Annotated in this window: 16 protein-coding genes; all 16 read left to right on the top strand. The window is 52.4% G+C overall.

From position 1 onward, the window contains the following. The first annotated feature begins 203 nt into the window (after nt 1–203). The 16 genes from MEALZ_RS15565 (at nt 204) to MEALZ_RS15485 (ending at nt 17,961) form a co-directional block, all read left to right on the top strand. Nucleotides 204–1,589, top strand: coding sequence for a type VI secretion system contractile sheath domain-containing protein (locus tag MEALZ_RS15565; RefSeq protein WP_014149614.1), 1,386 nt, complete (start codon nt 204–206; stop codon nt 1,587–1,589). Nucleotides 1,590–2,159: 570 nt separating this feature from the next. Continuing rightward, nucleotides 2,160–2,366 (top strand): cold-shock protein, encoded by a 207-nt coding sequence (locus MEALZ_RS15555; RefSeq protein ID WP_026130375.1) that lies wholly within the window; start codon nt 2,160–2,162, stop codon nt 2,364–2,366. 400 nt (nt 2,367–2,766) lie between these two features. Beyond that, nucleotides 2,767–3,249, top strand: a complete 483-nt coding sequence (locus MEALZ_RS15550) for a hypothetical protein (RefSeq protein ID WP_014149611.1) — start codon at nt 2,767–2,769, stop codon at nt 3,247–3,249. A 227-nt stretch (nt 3,250–3,476) separates the two neighbouring features. Next, nucleotides 3,477–4,844: an alanine/glycine:cation symporter family protein gene (locus MEALZ_RS15545; RefSeq protein WP_014149610.1), complete on the top strand. Its 1,368-nt coding sequence runs from the start codon at nt 3,477–3,479 to the stop codon at nt 4,842–4,844. 461 nt (nt 4,845–5,305) lie between these two features. After that, nucleotides 5,306–5,491 (top strand): Flp family type IVb pilin, encoded by a 186-nt coding sequence (locus MEALZ_RS15540; RefSeq protein WP_014149609.1) that lies wholly within the window; start codon nt 5,306–5,308, stop codon nt 5,489–5,491. 67 nt (nt 5,492–5,558) lie between these two features. Beyond that, nucleotides 5,559–6,086 carry an A24 family peptidase gene (locus MEALZ_RS15535; protein ID WP_014149608.1) on the top strand — a complete coding sequence of 176 codons (528 nt, stop codon included), beginning with the start codon at nt 5,559–5,561 and terminating at the stop codon, nt 6,084–6,086. Between the two features lie 25 nt (nt 6,087–6,111). Further along, nucleotides 6,112–6,618, top strand: coding sequence for a TadE/TadG family type IV pilus assembly protein (locus tag MEALZ_RS15530; RefSeq protein WP_014149607.1), 507 nt, complete (start codon nt 6,112–6,114; stop codon nt 6,616–6,618). Between the two features lie 836 nt (nt 6,619–7,454). Then, nucleotides 7,455–8,459: a Flp pilus assembly protein CpaB gene (gene cpaB, locus MEALZ_RS15525; protein ID WP_014149605.1), complete on the top strand. Its 1,005-nt coding sequence runs from the start codon at nt 7,455–7,457 to the stop codon at nt 8,457–8,459. Nucleotides 8,460–8,554: 95 nt separating this feature from the next. Beyond that, a complete protein-coding gene (locus tag MEALZ_RS15520; RefSeq protein WP_014149604.1) occupies nt 8,555–9,904 on the top strand; it encodes a type II and III secretion system protein family protein in 1,350 nt (449 codons plus the stop codon). A gap of 3 nt (nt 9,905–9,907) precedes the next feature. Next, nucleotides 9,908–11,128, top strand: coding sequence for an AAA family ATPase (locus MEALZ_RS15515; RefSeq protein WP_014149603.1), 1,221 nt, complete (start codon nt 9,908–9,910; stop codon nt 11,126–11,128). A gap of 11 nt (nt 11,129–11,139) precedes the next feature. After that, nucleotides 11,140–12,426, top strand: coding sequence for a CpaF family protein (locus MEALZ_RS15510; protein WP_014149602.1), 1,287 nt, complete (start codon nt 11,140–11,142; stop codon nt 12,424–12,426). Continuing rightward, nucleotides 12,419–13,321, top strand: coding sequence for a type II secretion system F family protein (locus MEALZ_RS15505; protein WP_014149601.1), 903 nt, complete (start codon nt 12,419–12,421; stop codon nt 13,319–13,321). The genes MEALZ_RS15510 and MEALZ_RS15505 overlap by 8 nt, the downstream gene beginning before the upstream one ends. 12 nt (nt 13,322–13,333) lie before the next feature. Then, complete coding sequence (locus MEALZ_RS15500; protein ID WP_014149600.1) at nt 13,334–14,266, top strand: type II secretion system F family protein; 933 nt, start codon at nt 13,334–13,336, stop codon at nt 14,264–14,266. Next, nucleotides 14,253–14,978, top strand: a complete 726-nt coding sequence (locus MEALZ_RS15495; protein ID WP_014149599.1) for a tetratricopeptide repeat protein — start codon at nt 14,253–14,255, stop codon at nt 14,976–14,978. Before MEALZ_RS15500 ends, MEALZ_RS15495 begins: the two co-directional genes overlap by 14 nt. A gap of 727 nt (nt 14,979–15,705) precedes the next feature. After that, complete coding sequence (locus MEALZ_RS15490) at nt 15,706–15,987, top strand: DUF3613 domain-containing protein (protein ID WP_223842317.1); 282 nt, start codon at nt 15,706–15,708, stop codon at nt 15,985–15,987. Nucleotides 15,988–16,203: 216 nt separating this feature from the next. Then, nucleotides 16,204–17,961: a TadG family pilus assembly protein gene (locus MEALZ_RS15485; protein ID WP_162472978.1), complete on the top strand. Its 1,758-nt coding sequence runs from the start codon at nt 16,204–16,206 to the stop codon at nt 17,959–17,961. The last annotated feature ends 187 nt before the right edge of the window (nt 17,962–18,148 follow it).

Here is an 18,148-nt window from a genome sequence, read left to right as displayed (position 1 = left end):
ACCCGCCCCGCGCACCATTTCGCAAGTCATCCGTAGTTACTCAGCCTAAACTAAAAAAGGCACGCGAGGCTTACTCTGCGAGACTGTCGATCACCGCGAGGCTAAAGCTTTGCACCGTAATGTGACGATTCGATTTCATTGCTTGTCTGATGAAACCGTGTCTGCTACTGTCCGGTTTTATCGGTCGGGTTGGGAGAAAAAGCATGTCAAGTAGAATCGATTTTAAGATGGGACTTAATGCCCGGGGCATCGCATCTAAAAAAGAACACGCTAACGCCTATCGAATTTATGTGTTGGGGGATTTTTCCGGAAAGCGTGATACTGCGTGGAGTCAACGTAATATTCAAAGGATCGACAGCGATACTTTTGAGCCGGTAATGACTCAAATCAGGCCGACGCTCGATCTTGACTCGGGTGTGACATTGCATTTTGAATCGATCGAAGACTTTCATCCGGATGCCTGGTTTAACAAAATCCGGATTTTGGCTGACTTGCTCGAATTAAAAAAAGCGTTGAGTAACCCGAAAACGGCGGCGCAGGCTGCGGCGAAAATTCAATCGTTCAATCAAACCGACCCTAATCAAAACATTTCGGCCCAAACGCAGCAAGTCGATGCCGAGACCGAAGCGGATACCTTGCAACGTTTGCTGGGCAAAGCGCCGGAGCCCAAGACCGATAAAGCCGACACGGTGGAAAGGTTGATCGAACGGGTCGTGTCGCCTTATATAACCAAGGATGTTAGTTTGCAGTATCAGGCTTTGATTGATGTAATCGAAAAGACGGTCAGCCAATTTTTGCGAACCCTACTGCAACGACAGGATTTTAAAAGCCTCGAGTCCCTTTGGCGAGCCACCGAAGCGCTAGTCAATGAAGAGTATGCGGACGAGCAGTGCTTCTTTTTAGTCGATATCAGCCAAGCCGAATTAATGGCCGCTGTCAATGAAGGGGGCAGCGAGTTTAAAGAGCGCTTGTTGGCGCATGTTCAATTGGACGACGAAGGGCGGGATGTATTGTTGGTCGGCGATTTTAGCTTTGCCGGCAGTGCTGAAGATGCTGAATTGCTTAAGTTTTTGGGTGCTACGGCAAAAGCTTGCGGCGGCTGTTTTCTTGGTGCTGCGGGCCAGTCATTGATCGATAGCGCGATCTTAGGGGAGTCTAAAAAAGACGGCGATTGGACTCGATACCTTAGCGAGATTAATGCCGATAGCGTGGTGCTGGCATATCCTCGCTACTTATTGAGATTACCCTACGGATTGAAGCGTGACCCGGTTGAAACATTGGCTTTTGAAGAGTGTTCGGAGGTCCCTGTCCGGAATGAACTGCTATGGGGAAATCCGGCCCTGTTATGCGCTCGTGCGCTAATAAGAATGACTCAAGAAGACAGTACGGACAATGCATTATTGATGAGCGATGTGCCGGTATTTAGTTATATCTTGGATGATGAGCCGGTTTTGCAGCCCGGCGCCGAAACATTATTGAATGAGACTCAAGTCAATGCTTTGTTATCGAAAGGCATCGCACCGTTGATTGGATTCCGTCAGCGTCAAGGCGTTCAGTTTCCGATAATTACGACGTTGGCGGATCGTTGAGTTAAATCGGTCAAGCCCCCGCTTTGCGCTCATCGTTATATACCCGTCGTAGATCAAAATTCGGCACCTGGGTGTCCGTCAAAGGACGCGCCGTGAACCCAGCACCTAAATTATCCAAGACAATTAACCATGGCCAATGGGCTATGGAATTTAGGTGCTGGGTAAATACGTCCATGTAGTCTCTATGCCAGCTCCATGCTGGCAAAGCCTTTATGAGCGCCATGGATGGTGTGAATGTCGATTTTGCAGGAGCGAAAATCGACCGGACACCCCGGCGCCTCCTCGGGCACTGCCGAAATTTGAAGTGCGAAAGGTATAACAACGAGCGAAGAACCTTGGGAAACAGAATAAATCGACGGATTTTCCAGAATTAAATTGACAATGCTAATAATCGGCCTACAATGAGTTCCAGCTAGAAAACTAGATTTACCTTTGTTTACCATTTCGATGTCTCTTCAGTAGTTATTCGTCCTGTTTTTCATATAGTAACTCCATCGTTATCAGCTTTACCCGCCTTTCTTAAGGCTTTTAATTTAAAATTTTATAGGACTTACTATGAATACTGCAGCAATGACTACCGGCACCGTTAAATGGTTTAATTCAGATAAAGGTTTCGGTTTTATCGAACAACAACAAGGTCCGGACGTTTTCGTCCATTTCCGGAATATCCTGAGCGGCACCAGCAGCTACAAATCACTGGATGAAGGCCAACACGTTCAGTTTAAAATTACTCGCGGTCCAAAAGGTCCGCAAGCCGAAGAAGTCACGGTTATCTAAACCGGTTTAAAAAACCCGCGCTCATGAACTGAGCGCGGGTTTTTTTATGCCTGAAAAAAGGCTGCGTATTTTGCGAGTTAGTTGTGCGGAGTTCGAAACCGAGAAAAGATGGCTCCTTTGCGGGGCGGGTTATTTAGCCCGTCCAGGCCAAGGCCAAATACTAAGTTAAGCTGTCCAGAAATAATAAGTAACCTAGCAGGACGGGGTTTGCAACCCCGTCCTAAACGTTTCGACTTTGGCCGAAGTAAGCCGAAATGTTTAGGGCAAACCGAAACATTGGGGACGGGTTAAATAACCCGTCCCGCAAAAGGTACCCAACGTTTTGTTTCTGCCAAGAAATTTGAAGTGTGAAAGGTATAATAGGTAAATGTTAAAGCAGGATTAACATTATGGTTGCGCTATGAGTAACGACAAACAAAATAACTTTGAATTATTGGCAAAAGAGTTCGAGCTTAAACCTTCGGATTACTATTTCCTAGATCTGATCCCGTTAATTGAAATGATATGGGCCGACGGCGAAAATCAACCAGCCGAGCTGGCATTGCTGTATCACTTTACGATAGAACACATTGCGCACCTTGACCGCGCGGCGGGAATTCCATTGATAACGACCGAGGATGCCAATGATTTTTTGGAGCGCTTCGCGCACCGGCGACCGCCGCAAAGACTGCTTGACGCGCTGAGCGAATTGGTCCTCGATTCTGCGTCATCGGCCGATTCCGAGCGAAATCGAAGCATTCTGAAATATTGCATGGACATTGCCGCTGCCTGTACGACACAGTACCCCTATGCCTTGCGGGGCCGTATCGTCGATAGCGAAAAGGTTTTGCTCGATAAACTCTTTGCCGCGTTTCAAAATAGGCATTACTTCGACGCGAACTGAGGACTGAGACGCTATCTTAGGCTTTTAATTTCATCGTTCCCACAAAAGGGTTCCGAATTCTGTGGGAGCGATCCCCTGATCGCGATTTCGAAGCCGGGAAAGTTAGGTGATAATAAATGGTATCGAGGCCGCATGCGCTATGGCATGACGGTAATACACGATTTATGTATAACGATGAGTGCTCTCCGTGGGCACCAGAAAACCGAATACCAATAACGAGAATATCCATGGAAACCTTTGAAAATTTTGTTGCGACTTTGTCAGGCTGGGTCTGGGGCGCACCGATGCTTATTTTACTAGTCGGTACCGGACTGTATTTGACGATTCTGTTGCGCGGCTTGCAATTCCGCGCGCTCGGGCACGCTTTGAAATTAATTTTCGACAAGGATCATCAGGGTGTCGGCGATATCAGTCATTTTGCGGCCTTGACCACGGCATTGGCGGCCACGGTCGGAATCGGCAACATCGTCGGCGTGGCAACCGCGATTACGCTAGGTGGGCCCGGAGCGGTCTTTTGGATGTGGATGACCGGCATTGTCGGCATGGCGACAAAGTATGCCGAGGCGGTCTTGGCGGTTAAATATCGTGAGCAAGGCAAGCATGGTATGCGCGGCGGGCCGATGTATTACATTGCGAAGGGTGCGGGGCTCCCTTGGCTGGGCTGGCTGTTTGCGCTGTTTACGGCCTGTGCGGCGTTCGGCATCGGCAACATGACGCAAGCCAATTCGGTCGCGGTTATGTTGGGCAATATCTTCGGCGTTGAAGCCTGGGTGACCGGCGTTGTTTTGATGTCGTTGACCGGCTTCGTGCTAATCGGCGGTATTCGCTCGATCGGCCGATTTACCTCGATGCTGGTGCCGTTCATGATCGTGCTATATATCGGCGCCGCGTTGACCGTGGTCGCTATTAACATCAATCAAGTGCCGGAAGCCTTGCGGCTGATTTTTTATCATGCCTTCAACCCGATCGCGGCGGGCGGCGGATTTGCCGGCGCGACCCTTGCCTCGGCCATCCGCTTCGGCGTGGCGCGCGGAGTGTTTTCCAACGAATCCGGGCTCGGATCCGCGCCGATTGCCGCCGCGGCCGCGCGGACTTGCGATCCGGTCAAGCAAGCATTGGTATCGATGACGCAGACCTTTATCGATACCTTGCTGGTCTGTACGATTACTGCGCTGGTCATTCTAACCGCGACGCCGTGGACCGAAGGCGTCAGCGCCGGCGTATTGACTAGTTTGAGCTTTGCCGAAACGCTGGGGGATAAGGGCACATTGATCGTAGCGTCGGCGACCGGCTTGTTCGCGTTTTCGACCTTGATCGGCTGGAGTTATTACGGCGAGAAAGCGATCGAATATTTGCTCGGTGCGAGAGTCGTCGTTCTTTATCGTGTCGCCTTCGTGGCCGTCATTCCGGTCGGTGCGATGCTGCAGCTGGACTTGGTGTGGAATTTCTCGGATCTGATGAACGGTTTGATGGCCGTCCCTAATCTGATAGGGCTGTTGTTGTTGTCCAAAGTCGTGCGGGATGAAACGCGGCGTTATTTTAACGCGCGTTCGAATGACGCGGGGCATCGGCTGAAAAACCGAGTAACTCGCTAAGGAATAAATTGACAGGTCATGGGGTTGGCTGTTAGACTTTTTGTCCTTGATTGTCAAAGCCTTGGCAGGGAATTCTATCGTTTTCCCTGTGAGAATCGACTCGGCTAACTGACCTGTACCTTTGGCAATCCGAACCGATTGTTCGGCACGAAATCAAGGCGCTTTCGTTTAGGAAACTGTAAGTTAATACCGTATTGAAGAAATCCATGAGTGTACTGTTATAGAGGATATGAACCGGTCTCGGAAAATATTGAAAAGGTTTCTCGAATTGTGACAACACGGGTTTTTTTCAATCCGGTTATCTGTAATCATGCTGAGTAAGGAAAAATATAATAAAAAAAACTAACCGACCGAAGATCCAAGCGTTCTTAGGGTGGTTTAAAAATGTCGAATGGAATCGTTGGCTCTTAACAAAAACAGAATTGGGCACTATCGATTGATAACCCAAGGAGAGGTTAAAAATGAACATTCAATTTAAACAATGGTGGGGCGAGTTTCTTCGAGACGAAGAAGGTGCGAGCGGTATCGAATATGCGCTAATTGCCGCGATGGTTGCGATTGCGTTGGTTGCATTCGTCCCCGGCATCAACACAGCTGTAACAACAATTTTTCAAGGTATTCAAGACGCACTGACTCCTGGTCCTTGAGCTAGTTTGTCGATTTCGGCCGTGTTGAATTAATGCGCGCAACCAGGTTTGATCGTGGATTCACAGCATGAACCTATTAGCGGCGGCGTCGGTGCCGATTTGGATTTTAGGTGTGTGGGCCGTCGTTTGCGGCCTGTATGATCTCGTTCGACGCCGCCTACCCAATAAACTGACACTCGGCGCGCACTTGGCGGCGCTGGCCGCTTATGCGGTAATCGGGGAAGGCTGGCTGGGGTTGACTTTTATGTCGGCTTTGGCCGGCTGGGCCTTGGCGCTGGTCATGACGCTGCCCGGCTATGTGTTCAAAAAACTCGGTGCGGGCGATGTCAAATTATTTGCCGCGATGGGCTTGCTCGGCGGCGTCGATGCGGTACTGATTACCTTTGTCGTGGCGGGGTTGCTGTCAGGCGTAACAGTCATCTTGTGGCTGACGGCCTACCGCTGGTCGTTTTTGTTGGTGCGCTTGGGTATTTCCCTTGCCGGGGTGCCGGAACCCAAAGGCAGGTTCCTGCCGTTCGGTGCGGCGCTGGCGGCCGGTTTCCTCGTGGCATTGTTTGCCGCCGCTTCCGGATTTTCGCTGTCGCTGCGCGGTTGAGCGGCTTCAACATAAAGGACTGGTCATGAGACAGGTAGCGAGTCCTATCGGAGATACCAACATCAAACCTCCTTCCGGCCGCTTGCGCGGCCAACGCGGCGCGGCGGCGATCGAGGCGGCCCTGCTGTTCGTCATTTTTTTCACGCTGTTTTACGCGATCGTCAGTTATTCGATTCCGATGATGATGATGCAGGTCTTCAATCACGCGGCGTCCGCCGGTGCCCGGGCGGGCGTTGCGGTGGAGCGGAGTTATTTCGACGATGAAGAAAATGCCGAAGCCGCCTATCTCACTGGCGTCGAAGCGAGGGTGCGCGATGTCGTCGAAGCGTTTCTGGATGATACCCTGCTGCCGTCCGCGCGCGCGAATGCCGATGTGAATCTCACATGGGACAATGATATCTTGATCGTGACCGTCAGATATGCCGGTTATCGAGCCAATCCGCTGGTGCCGATCTTGCGTTTTCCGGTCATCGGCGATGTGCCGAGAGTGCCCGACGACCTGATCGGCCGGGCCGCCGTGCAGGTTTTGTAGGCAAAAAACTTGTCATGCGCTTCCTGGGAACCCATCATGGGATTCATTCCTATTCTCAGCGCCCTTATATACCCTTTGCTAGTTAAATTTCGGCGCCGGGGTGCCCGTCAAAGGCCCAGCACCTAAATCCAGCACCTAAATTCCATGGGTCTTTGGCAATGATTCAAAATTATGGCTAATTTAGGTGCTGGATGAATTATCTAAGACAATTAACCATAGCCAATGGGCTATGGAATTTAGGTGCTGGGTGAATACGTCCATGTAGACTCTTTGACAGCATCCATGCTGTTCCCTCACCTAGCGTTAGGTGAGGGATCAAACCCCGGCACCTCCATACGCTAACCTGATTAGCAAGATGCTTCAGCTTGCCGAAGCCAAGTGTCCGAGCAGGGGCCAGTCGTAGTCGTAAAAACTAAAATATGCTGTTACCCAAGCTCCAGCTTGGGTAACCTGATCAGGAAGCTCTAGCTTCCCGACAATCAAGAAAAATTGAACGAGCGAGTCGGGGTTGAGAGTGAGCGGAGGTTGTGTCGGTCTCAGGAAGCTGGAGCTTCCGGGGTGTTTTTCCCAAGCTGGAGCTTGGGAAAAAGCGTGATGTGGGTGGCCGTTTTTAGCTTGACGCGCATGGCTTACGAACCCCGTCTTGCTAGGGGTAATGCTGATCTTTGGGCTTTAGCTAAAGAAACTTGCTAATCAGGTACGCCAATGCCGAAATTTGAAGTGCGAAAGGTATACATACATAGCAATAACGATAAAGTACGCGGGTTAATGTCGTAGAATAGCTACCCGGCAAATTTTCCATTTACAATGAGCCGTAAAAGCAAGCAGGAGTCGTCATGAACAGTACGGTGTTACGGGTATTGGCAATTTTATTGGCAATCGGAGCCGTGGCTATCGGTTATCTCGGCTATAAAGCCAGCCAGACTCCAGCGAAACCCGAGCCGGCAGTTGTGGAGCAAGTCCAGCCGAAAGGCGAGGAAGTGGTTTTTGCGGCGAGGGATATTCCGGCCGGTCAGGTTATCGCCGAGGCGGATTTAACCACTGCAGTCGTGCCGACGCGTCCGGTGCGCTCTTTTGCATCGGCGGCCGAGTTAACCGGACGTAAAACCAGAGTCGATATTGTCGCCGGCGAAATGCTGCTCGGCAGTCATTTTCCAACGTATAGCCAATTGGCGCTGGCTCTGCGGCCCGGAGAGCGCGCGCTTGCCGTCAAAGTGGATGAGGTGATCGGTGCCGGAGGATTCATCGAACCCGGCGATCATGTCGATGTGTTGCTTTATTTGCGTAGCGACCGGGAAGTCGGCAACGATAGCTCGGCGCAAGTCGTATTGTCGGATGTGCGCGTGCTGGCTTTCGGCAATATGTTGAGCTTGCCGGAGCAAAGTGTGGATGAGGAGGATGCTCGGTCGAGCGGAAAGGATCAGGCCAAAGCTAAGGATGGCGCTAGTAAACCTGCATCGACGCGGCAAAAAAAGGACGTGGAACCCACCGGCAAAAAAAGTAAAACGGCCGTGTTGGCGATTAGTGAGACAGATACTTCGACGCTGATGCTGGCCGAATCCGGCGGTAGAATTCGTCTTGCTTTGCGAGGGCCCGAAGAAAGCGTTTCGCCGGTCGACGAAGAGGCTTTATTGCAAGCCGGTTTGTCGCTTCCCCAACCGGAAGTCGCTTTGGATGAAAGGTATCAAGTGCTATTGAAAGATCTCGTTCGAGGCGGGCGTCATGGTGAATACGAGGAGATGGGCATAACGTATGAAAGCGAGGCAAAAGCCGGTATAGTCATTCATAGGGGTAATGCTCAAAGGGGCTATTCAACGCAAACTTTATCCTTTCCTCCTTAGATTCAAATGGTTACCGAGGGATACGATGCGCAACCCTAGGCGCGCTTGATCAATAATAATAACTAAATTTTAAAGAGCGGTTTATCTTTATACCAATGAATATATTGAAAGTTATACTAGCCGTGCTGCTTTTGGCGATAGGAGACGTTTCGGCTGCGGCTAAACTGAGCATCGATCTCGAGGTGGGCAAGCAGTGGCGCGCGCCTTCCGATAGAGCGATCAAGCGAGCCGCTATCGGTAATGACGAGATTGCCGATTTACAAGTCGATGGCAATCTGTTGTTGGTGATGGGAAAAAAGCCCGGCAAAACGGATTTAATGGTGTGGTACGGTGATGACGCCGAACAACCGAGTCTGCAGGTCGAATTGTTGGTCGTGGCGTCGGCCGATTTGAAGCAACGCGCGGTTAATCGGCTCGATAATGCCGATTTTCAAGTGCGGGAGGCCGGCGATAAACTTGGCTTATCGGGCGGTAGCCGCTCATTGGAAGATCACGCCCAAGTGCGCCAGGCTCTGGATACGAAAAGCGATGCAGCGATCGACGCCAGTGTGCTGGATTTCGAGACACAGGTGCAAATCGATATCAAGATCGTCGAAGTCAGCCGCAGACGCTTGCAGAACGCAGGCCTGTTTCTCGGTAAAAACACGGCCAACACGACACTGGCTTTATCCACGCCGGGCAATATGACCGGCGTTCAATCCGCCGGCGAAGGCGCTTTATCTTTGTTGAGCAGCGGTTTTTTTCCGCATGCCCAGGCCTTCAATTTTCTCTACGGGAATGCTACCGAAGGCATACTCGGTGTGGTATCCGTTCTCGAAAACAACGGTTTCGCTTATACATTGGCCGAGCCCTCGTTAATGGCGATGAGCGGGCAAAGCGCTAATTTTTTGGCGGGCGGTGAATTTCCTATTCCCGTTCCCCAAGGTGGCGCTCAGTCTGGCAGTAATACCATTGAATTCAAGGAGTTTGGGGTGCGTGTGTCGTTGACGCCGACTGTGCTGGATCGAAACCGTATCGCTTTAAAAGTCGCCCCCGAAGTCAGTGAGCTGGATTTTACCGCCGCTATTCAAAGCGGCGGCGTCGCGGTGCCGGCCTTGCGCGTCCGCCGAACCGATACCAGTATTTCGTTGGGCGACGGCGAGAGCTTCGTGATCAGCGGCTTGGTCAGCCAGAATACCATCGGCAGCGTCGATAAATTCCCATGGCTAGGTGATATTCCGGTTCTCGGCGCATTTTTTCGGTCCACACATATTGATCGCAACGATAGGGAGCTAATTATGGTGGTAACTCCGCATGTGGTGCAGCCGCTCGCGAAGGGCGCCGATTTGCCGCCGATGCCGGGCGAACGCTTCCGGAAATACGATCCTAATTTCTTCGAGGTGTTTTTTAAGGAAACCGGAGAATTTAAAACTAAAACACCAGTACGCTCTGGATTTTCGGATTGACCTATGGCTGCTATTCGCAAACAAAGTTTCATTGCCGTTACCAACGATCAGGATCATATCCGCTGGCTGAATACGGTTTTCAAGGACGAAGGAGAGGTGGTTGTCGCCGATTCGCCATCCTTGGAGCGTGTGCGTCAAATTCTCGACTTGACCGGGGCGCAGGTCGTGTTCGTGTTGCTGCATGCTCAATCTCACCGACAGGACGCGGCGCTAATAGAAGGCTTGGTGGCTTTTAAACCGATGCTCTCTGTTATCGCAATGGCGGAACAGGCCGATAACGAACTGATACTTTCGGCAATGCGCTCAGGCGCGCGCGATTTCATTTTGACCCTGAGCCGGCCCGGTGAAGTGATCAATTTGGTCAAGCGCTTGGCAAGTCGAGCGCCCGCCCCCAATATCCCGACCGAATCGGTCGGCGCGATCACGGCGTTGGTTAGCGCCCGGCCCGGTTCCGACACGCCGATGCTCGCATTGCATCTGGCCTTGGCGATGCAGGGGGAGCGCACCGAACGCAATGCCTTGTTGATCGATCTCGGTAATCCGGCCGGAGATACCTTGACCTATCTCGGGCTCGCTTCGCCATACAGTTTCATCGACGCGGTGCGCAGTCTGCGCCGGCTGGATTCGATGCTGATCGATAGCGCGTTCGCCAAGCATGAAAGCGGGCTAAGTTTGTTGGCCTTACCGGAGGAGCAAGGCGCGATGAGCGAGATTACTTCGGCCGATATCTATGTATTGCTCGGCATGTTACGCCGATATTTTCCTCGAATCGTGATCAATCTGGGCGGAGTGCCGCGGTCGGATTTTCTATATCTGTTGCTGAGCAATGCCGATAATACGCTGGTCGTGGTCGAACAGAGCGTTCCCAGCTGTAAGCAAAACATGCAGTTGGTGAAAAAAATGATCGAACATAAAATCTCGATGGATTCGGTCGAGTTGGTCGTCGACCGCTATTTGCCGCAATTGCCGCCCGATGCCGAGAGTCTGTCCCGAGGCTTTGGCTTGCCCTTGCAGGCTACCTTGCCGCCTTCGGGAATGGCGCGCCTGGCGATGATGAATTCCGGGGATAGTTTGTTTAAATGCGCGCCTCGCGACCCTTACACGTTGGCGATAAAAAAACTGGCGAAAAGAATCGTCAGTCGCGGTAAGGCAGACGAGGCGCGAAAGCCAGACAAGGATACGGGTTTTTTCAAGAATGTGTTGGCGTGGTTTGGCACTAGGTAGGAGTATCGGGAATGGCGTTCAAGTATCCTCTCAATGACTACAGTTTAAAGCATACCGAGACCTATCAGGATCTCAAATACAGTTTGCATCGTTATTTGATCGACTGCGTCGAAGATGATGGCGTGCCGCTTAATGATTGGTCGCGCGAGCAAATTCGCGGATATGTTTTCGATCATGTGTCGCGTTACGCCGGACAACGGCAAATTGCCGTGACCAGTTACGATCTCGACGACCTGACCGAAGATATGATTAGCGAGCTAACCGGGTTCGGACCGCTCGAGTCGTTGCTGGCCGACGACAAGATCAGCGATATTATGGTCAATGGCGCGAAGAATATTTTTCTCGAGCGTAATGGCCTAGTTGAAAAGGCGGATTTGCGGTTTATCGACGACGATCATGTATTGCGCGTCATTCGCCGAATCATCGCGCCGCTCGGGCGTCGTCTGGACGAGTCGAGCCCTATGGTCGACGCCCGCCTGCCCGACGGCAGCCGGGTCAATGCGATCATTCCGCCATTGGCGATAGACGGCCCTTGTCTTTCGGTGCGTAAGTTTCGGAAAGACCCGTTACGCGATTCGGATTTATTGGTATACGGTTCGATCAATGAAGCGATGCTGGAATTGCTACGCAAGGCGGTGACTTACCGTTGCAATATTTTGATCAGCGGCGGTACCGGCACCGGTAAGACGACCCTATTGAATATTCTGAGCCGCTTCATCGATGTCAATGAAAGGATAGTCACAATCGAGGACGCCGCTGAATTGCAGTTGGGCCACAGTCATGTGGTGCGCCTGGAAACGCGTCCGCCCAATGTGGAAGGCGAGGGCGAAGTTAAAGCGCGCGATTTGGTGCGCAATGCCTTGCGGATGCGTCCCGATCGCATCATTCTGGGCGAGGTTCGCGGCGAAGAGGTATTGGACGTGCTGCAAGCGATGAATACCGGGCACGACGGTTCGATGAGCACCGTGCATGCCAATAGCGCCAGGGATGCCCTGGTCCGGCTGGAAATGTTGTCGGCCTTGGCGAATTTTCAAGGCGGGATAGAAATTCTTCGGCAAATGATTGCCTGCGCAATCGATATCATCGTGCAAATTACCCGTTTTTCCGACGGCACGCGCCGCATCACATCGATAACCGAAGTTGGGGATTTGCGTGACGGGCAGATCATGCTCAACGAATTGTTCGGTTACGACCGGCTTCGTAAGTGTTTTACCGTGATCAACAGCCGCCCCTCCGGGCAGAAGTTCGAAGCCGATTCCGGCGCGGTTTACTCCGGCGAAGGAGCAAATTTTGCTTAGCCAGCAAATTATGATTTTCGCGCTGGCCGTCGCATTGCTGGCCGGTGCGTTGTTCATCTATTCGCGTAGTCAAAAGGAAGCTCTCGTCGAGAAAGTGGGGCGGCGCATGGCCGAAGCCTCCGGAATGGAGGCGAAAGTGCTGTTGCCCCAGGAAAGCCGGCGCTTGCCATGGCTTGATCGCCTGTTTTGGCGAGCAGGAATGGAAGTTAAGCCTCGGCAGTTTGTTTCGGGTATCTTGTGTTTGTTGTTGATGGCTATCCTGACAGGCTTAGCGAAAGGTCTAGCGTTCGGCTTGGCGGTACCCTTGGCTGTTGTGGCGGTCGTCTATCTGTGGCTGGTATATAAAGCAAAAAAACGCATCCGGTTGATCTTGATGCAACTGCCTTTGTTTCTCGATCAAGTGCTTCGAGGGCTCGGCACCGGCCGAAGCATGGAAGGCTCGTTACGGCTGGCCGCCGAGGAAACGCCCGATCCGCTCAAGAGCATTATCGGCCGTATATTCCGCGCCAACGAATTGGGTGCCGATTTGGGCGAGGCGATTCAGGAAGCCGCCAATCTGTATCGGATCGATGAGCTATATTTACTGGCCTTGGCGATTAGGATCAATCGTAGTTACGGCAGCAGTGTGCGGGATTTGCTGCAAAGCGTGGCCAACATGATCAACGAACGCGAGGCGGTGCGGCGGGAGTTGCGGTCGTTGACCGGCGAAACCCGGGTAACCGCCTGGGTGCTGGGTTTGATGCCGCCGGGCATGGCCGCCTATATCATGATCATGAATCCGAAGTATTTGGAAACTATGTGGCAGGACCCGTCCGGGAAAATCATGCTGATCGTGGCGACGGGCATGCAAATAGCCGGAGCCGTTATCTTATGGCGCATGATTAAAAGCATATAGGAATCGTCGTTTATGGAATTGTGGATGTATCTGTCGATGGCTTTGCTGCTGGCGTTGGCGGGCGTGTTACTGCTGTGGACGGCAAATCGTTCCGGCAACGCCTCGCCGGCGGCGCAGCGCCGGTTCCATGAATTGCTCAAGACCGGGGTGCGTTCGGGAAGTCCCGAAGAAGGCTGGATATTGGCGTCGGCGGAACGCATGGGCGGTAAAACGCTGGGCAAAATATTCGTCGGATCGGACCAGGAAGAAATGACTCGGCTCTTGAAACAGGCCGGTTGGCACGCGCCGCGCAAACGTCTGGTGTTTTGGTCGGCAACTTGGCTGACACCCTTTGCCTTGGCGTTGCTCGGCGGGGTTTTTGGCGCCGCTGATGGCGATATGACGGGGACGCAAAAAATGGCGTTGGTGTTCGTCGCCTTTGTGTTGGGCTTTCTCGCGCCGCGTTATCTCTTGCGCTACCGCGCCGCCGCGCGCCGTAATGCGTTGGCCCGGGAAATGCCTACCGCGATTTATTTATTGCGCATGCTGTTCGATGCGGGGCTTTCTACCGAACATACCATACGCGTGATGCACGAAGAAGGGCGGATTTTGATGCCCAATCTTTCAGAAGAATTAGTTGGTGTGCTGCAGCGCTTCGACGCCGGACACGATAGGGCCGAAGCTCTGAGCGAGATGGCCGCGCCGCTCGAGGTGAACGAGTTGAGCGATACAGTCGCGATCATCAAACAAGTCACGCGCTATGGCGGTAATATCCGCGAGTCGTTGGCGAACTTTGCGCAATTGATCGAAGAGCGTCAACAATCGGCGATGCGCGAATATGTCAATCGCTTGTCCGCTAAAATGTCGATCGTGATGATGATTTTTCTTTTTCCGGCCTTGCTGATTTTTCTGGCCGGGCCGGGATTTTTGGCTTTGGCGAGGGGGTTGATGAATGTTGCCGGGTGAACGTGTGCGCGTTGGCGTCTTGCTGAGTATTGTCGGAGCGGTGATGACCGGCTGCGGACTGTTGCCGCCCAAAGACGGTATCGACAGGGATCGGAATGATCAGGCTCAGGTTCTTGCGAGATCTTGCGGAGACGATCCCAAACCGGAGCAAAACGTCAAACTCGATTTGATCCGCCAGCTCATGGATGGCGGAAAGCTTTACGCGGCATTGGCGCACTTGGACGAAACGCACTCGTCCTCGTTGCAGGCTGCTTACTTGCGTGCGGAAATTTTGCGCAGGACGGATCACGCGGACAAGGCCGAAACGTTTTACCGTAAGTTACTGAAAAGTTGCTTGGCGGGCAGGGGTTATCACGGGCTAGGGCTGATCGCCGGTAGAAAACAACGTATTAATGAGGCTATTTATTATTTACAAAAAGCCGCTGATGAATTGCCGGTCGATTTACGCGTACGCAACGATTTAGGTTATGCCTTGCTGCTGGGCGGCCGCTTCGATTCGGCTCGCGAAGAGTTTTTGACGGTTCTGGAGCTCGATGGCGGCGATCGTTTAGCCGCCAGTAACATGATCTTGCTGCTGTCGATGATGGGCAAGGAGCAGGAGTTACGGGTTTTTTCCGAGCATTTGCGCATGGACGCGGAAACGGTTGCACAGTTGCAGCTGCAAGCCGAGGGAATTAAGGCGTCTTTGGACGTGGAAGGTGAAGGGGAGTGATGAAAGAAGAAAGGTGAAAGGTGAAAGAGGAAAGAGACTTGGCAGGACAGGGTTTGTAACCCCGTCCTAAACGTTTCGACCGTGGCCAAAGCAAATAGAATGTATGGGGCGGATTGAATAACCCGCCCCGGTGTCGGTGAAGCCCCCTTGTGGGAGCGACGCCTTCGTCGCGATTTCGAAGCCGGGTGCGTTAGGTAACAATAAAGGGTATCGAGGTCGCATTAGCTAAGATAGCAAGGGTAAGTATTCAGATCCCGTTGGCAAATAACGGTAATTCAGGTGTACTTGATGGCCTCCCCCTTAAAAAAGGCTATGTTCGCGTTAGCAGTTGAAACGATTCTCTTTCCTACTAAATAAACCACTTAGGAAATAGTCAATGATTGCTTTCCAATACACTGAGCGTGGAAGAGGGTACGATTACTCGCTTGACAGGACGCCGTGAATACGTCCATGTAGGCTTGACGGCAGCTATCCCTGCTGCCGACACCTGTCAATCGAGCAACCGTACCCTCCTTTCAGCCATTGGCGCGATATTGAAAAAAAAGTTATTCAGAGTTGAATCCTTGGGGTTCATGTTGGCTTTAAGTTCAAAAGTATCAACTATTAACGCGAACATAGCCTTAAAAAAAGGGGACTGAATATTTACTGGCAAGGCGGTAATTACGATTTTTAGGACTCCTACGCTGGCGCGGTGGGACCGAGATAAACTTAGATTATTAAAGGGGGAATGATGTCCATTAATTCGATCGCGGCGGGCTTGTCGCTGATATTTTTGTTTAACGCCGGCAGTGCGCTTGCCGAATCTCCGAAGGAGCGTACGCTCGGAGAGGACACCCGGCGCTGGCTGGAACTGCAACGGAGCGGAAGCGTGGCTTCTTCGACGCGGCAGACGGTTTCGGGGCCGGTCGCGCACGAGATTCATAAGCGCTATGTCGAAAGCTTCACGCATACAATTCCCGAGTATTTCAAAATGAATCAAGACGGCATAAGCAGCGGTTCTTCGAACTAACGATCATGAAGATGCTGTCATCACCCCGGATAATGAAAATGCTCAGGGTGGCGGGTCCGGTTACTCGCCAGACACCTGTCTTGCGAGCAACCGCACCTTCCTCGGAACCGACATTGTTTTTCATATCGAAAATTTAGATAAAGAGTCCCAATCTACGAACTTTCACAGTAATATTCGGCGCGAATGCCGTTGGAGCAAGAGTTGAGCAGTAACGCCATGCATTCGTTAAACAAACCTTGGGAAAGCCCCAGCCGCTGCGCACGATCGCTCACTCGACAACGAGGCGCCTTGGGTATTCTGGGTGCGATGGTATTGCTGCTGTCGATCTTGTTTACCGCGCTGGCAGTCGATACCGGGCGCTTGATGATGGAGCAGCGGCGCTTGCAGACCGTAGCCGATATGGCGGCCTTGGATGCCTCCTCGCAATCCGGTTGGTGCGGCGACGGCAGTTTATCGACCGCGGAAGCGGCCGCGCAGGCCAGCGCGGCGCGCAATAATCATCCGGTGGCCGGCGACAGAACGCTGGAAGTTTTACTGGGTACGATCTCGCTGGGCGAGGGCGGCGTCAGGCATTTCATGATGGATAATCCGGCCACGTCGACGGCGGTGCGGGTGACCGCCGGCAATACCGTGCCGGCGAGTCTATTCGCCGGCGGAATACTAGGACGAGAGGCCACCTTGCAAGCGACTGCGGTCGCCGAACGCCGGGCATTGGCCGGGTTTTCCGTCGGTAGCGGATTGTTGTCGTTGGATAGCGAGAAATCGACGGTTCTCAATATCTTACTCGGAGAGATTCTGGGATCTTCACTCGATCTCAGTGCGGTTTCTTATGAAGGTATTGCGAATACTAATATTTCTCTGCTGAGTCTGGTGCAAGCCGCGGCCGGCGTCGGCACCGTCAATGAGTTGTTGAAAGCCCCGCTGTCGGTAGGCGAGTTGCTGCAAATTTACGCGAATGCGGTGAACGATTCCGATGTCGTGGCATTAGAGGTAGTCGCGGCAATGCAGACCTTGGCGAGTGCCGCCGTTTCCAATGCCGAGCTGACATTAGGGGACGTCTTGGCCGTGACCGCGCCGAATGTGGAGCAGGCAGCTTCGGTCGAGGTTAATTTGCTCGATCTGCTTACCACGACAGCCTTGGTCGCCAATGGTGACAACGCGCTGACGCTGCCTTTGAATTTCGGATTGCCGGGAGGGCTTGCATTAAACACTGTGCTATATGTGATAGAGCTGCCGCAACTCGCCATAGGCCCGCCTGGAATGGACGTAGACGGCAATTGCCGCACCGAGGCGAAAACCGCGCAAGTCAGACTGGACTTAACGGCTCAGGGCTCGTTAGTCAAAAGTGTCGTCGGCGGATTGATCGGTGAAGGCTTGTTGGCTGACTTGTTAAACGGTTTGTTCAATCTGTTGGGGGCGTTGTTGGACTCGTCGGATTTGATCGATGTCGATGTGCTCATCAATTTAGCGGTCGAGGTTGCCCAAGGCCGCGCCTGTCTGGAAAGCATTCAATGCGCCGGCCCGGGGAGTCCGAACTCGCTCGTGACTATCGGCGTCGAGAAAGGCATCGCCAGCGTCGATCTCGATGTTCTTGTGACGCTTAACCTAAAAGTGGTTAGGTTATTATTGTTCCCCAGTTATGAAGATATTCAGGTGCCGCTGAGCCTGTCGCTAAATTTGAGCGATGCGATAGAGGAAAGTTTGCAATTTGAAGTCGGCACCTTGCCGCAGATTCAACGGGCCGATAGCAATGTGGGACAAAGCTTGGCCAATGCGCTCGAAGACGAAAACTTGGTAAACGTTGCCGGTGTCGATCTGAACTCTTTAGGCATTGCCGCAGGTTTAGTTCGTATCATTTTGGCGGCCGTTGCGCCTGTGTTGGATGCACTGTTGAGTGTATTGGGGGTTGAGATCGGTTATGCAGATGTTAAGCTGATTGATCTGGATTCAGGTCGGCCTGACTTGTTGATATGAGTTTTTTCCAGTTTCTACGGAAGATTGGGGGGCTTCATGCTATGCAGGACGGGTTGAATAACCATACGCATCAAGCTAAACGCTACTCCCCGCCGCAGCTAAATCGCTATTGGCCGTACCTGCGCTTCAAACAAAGCGATGGGTTTCCGCTTCGCTACTACCCATCCTACAGAGTCGGAAGTTTAAT

This window comes from Methylotuvimicrobium alcaliphilum 20Z (assembly GCF_000968535.2).
Classification (GTDB): Bacteria; Pseudomonadota; Gammaproteobacteria; order Methylococcales; family Methylomonadaceae; genus Methylotuvimicrobium; species Methylotuvimicrobium alcaliphilum.
Note: the sequence above shows the minus strand (reverse complement) of the source record. Positions and strands in the feature narration are given on the sequence as shown.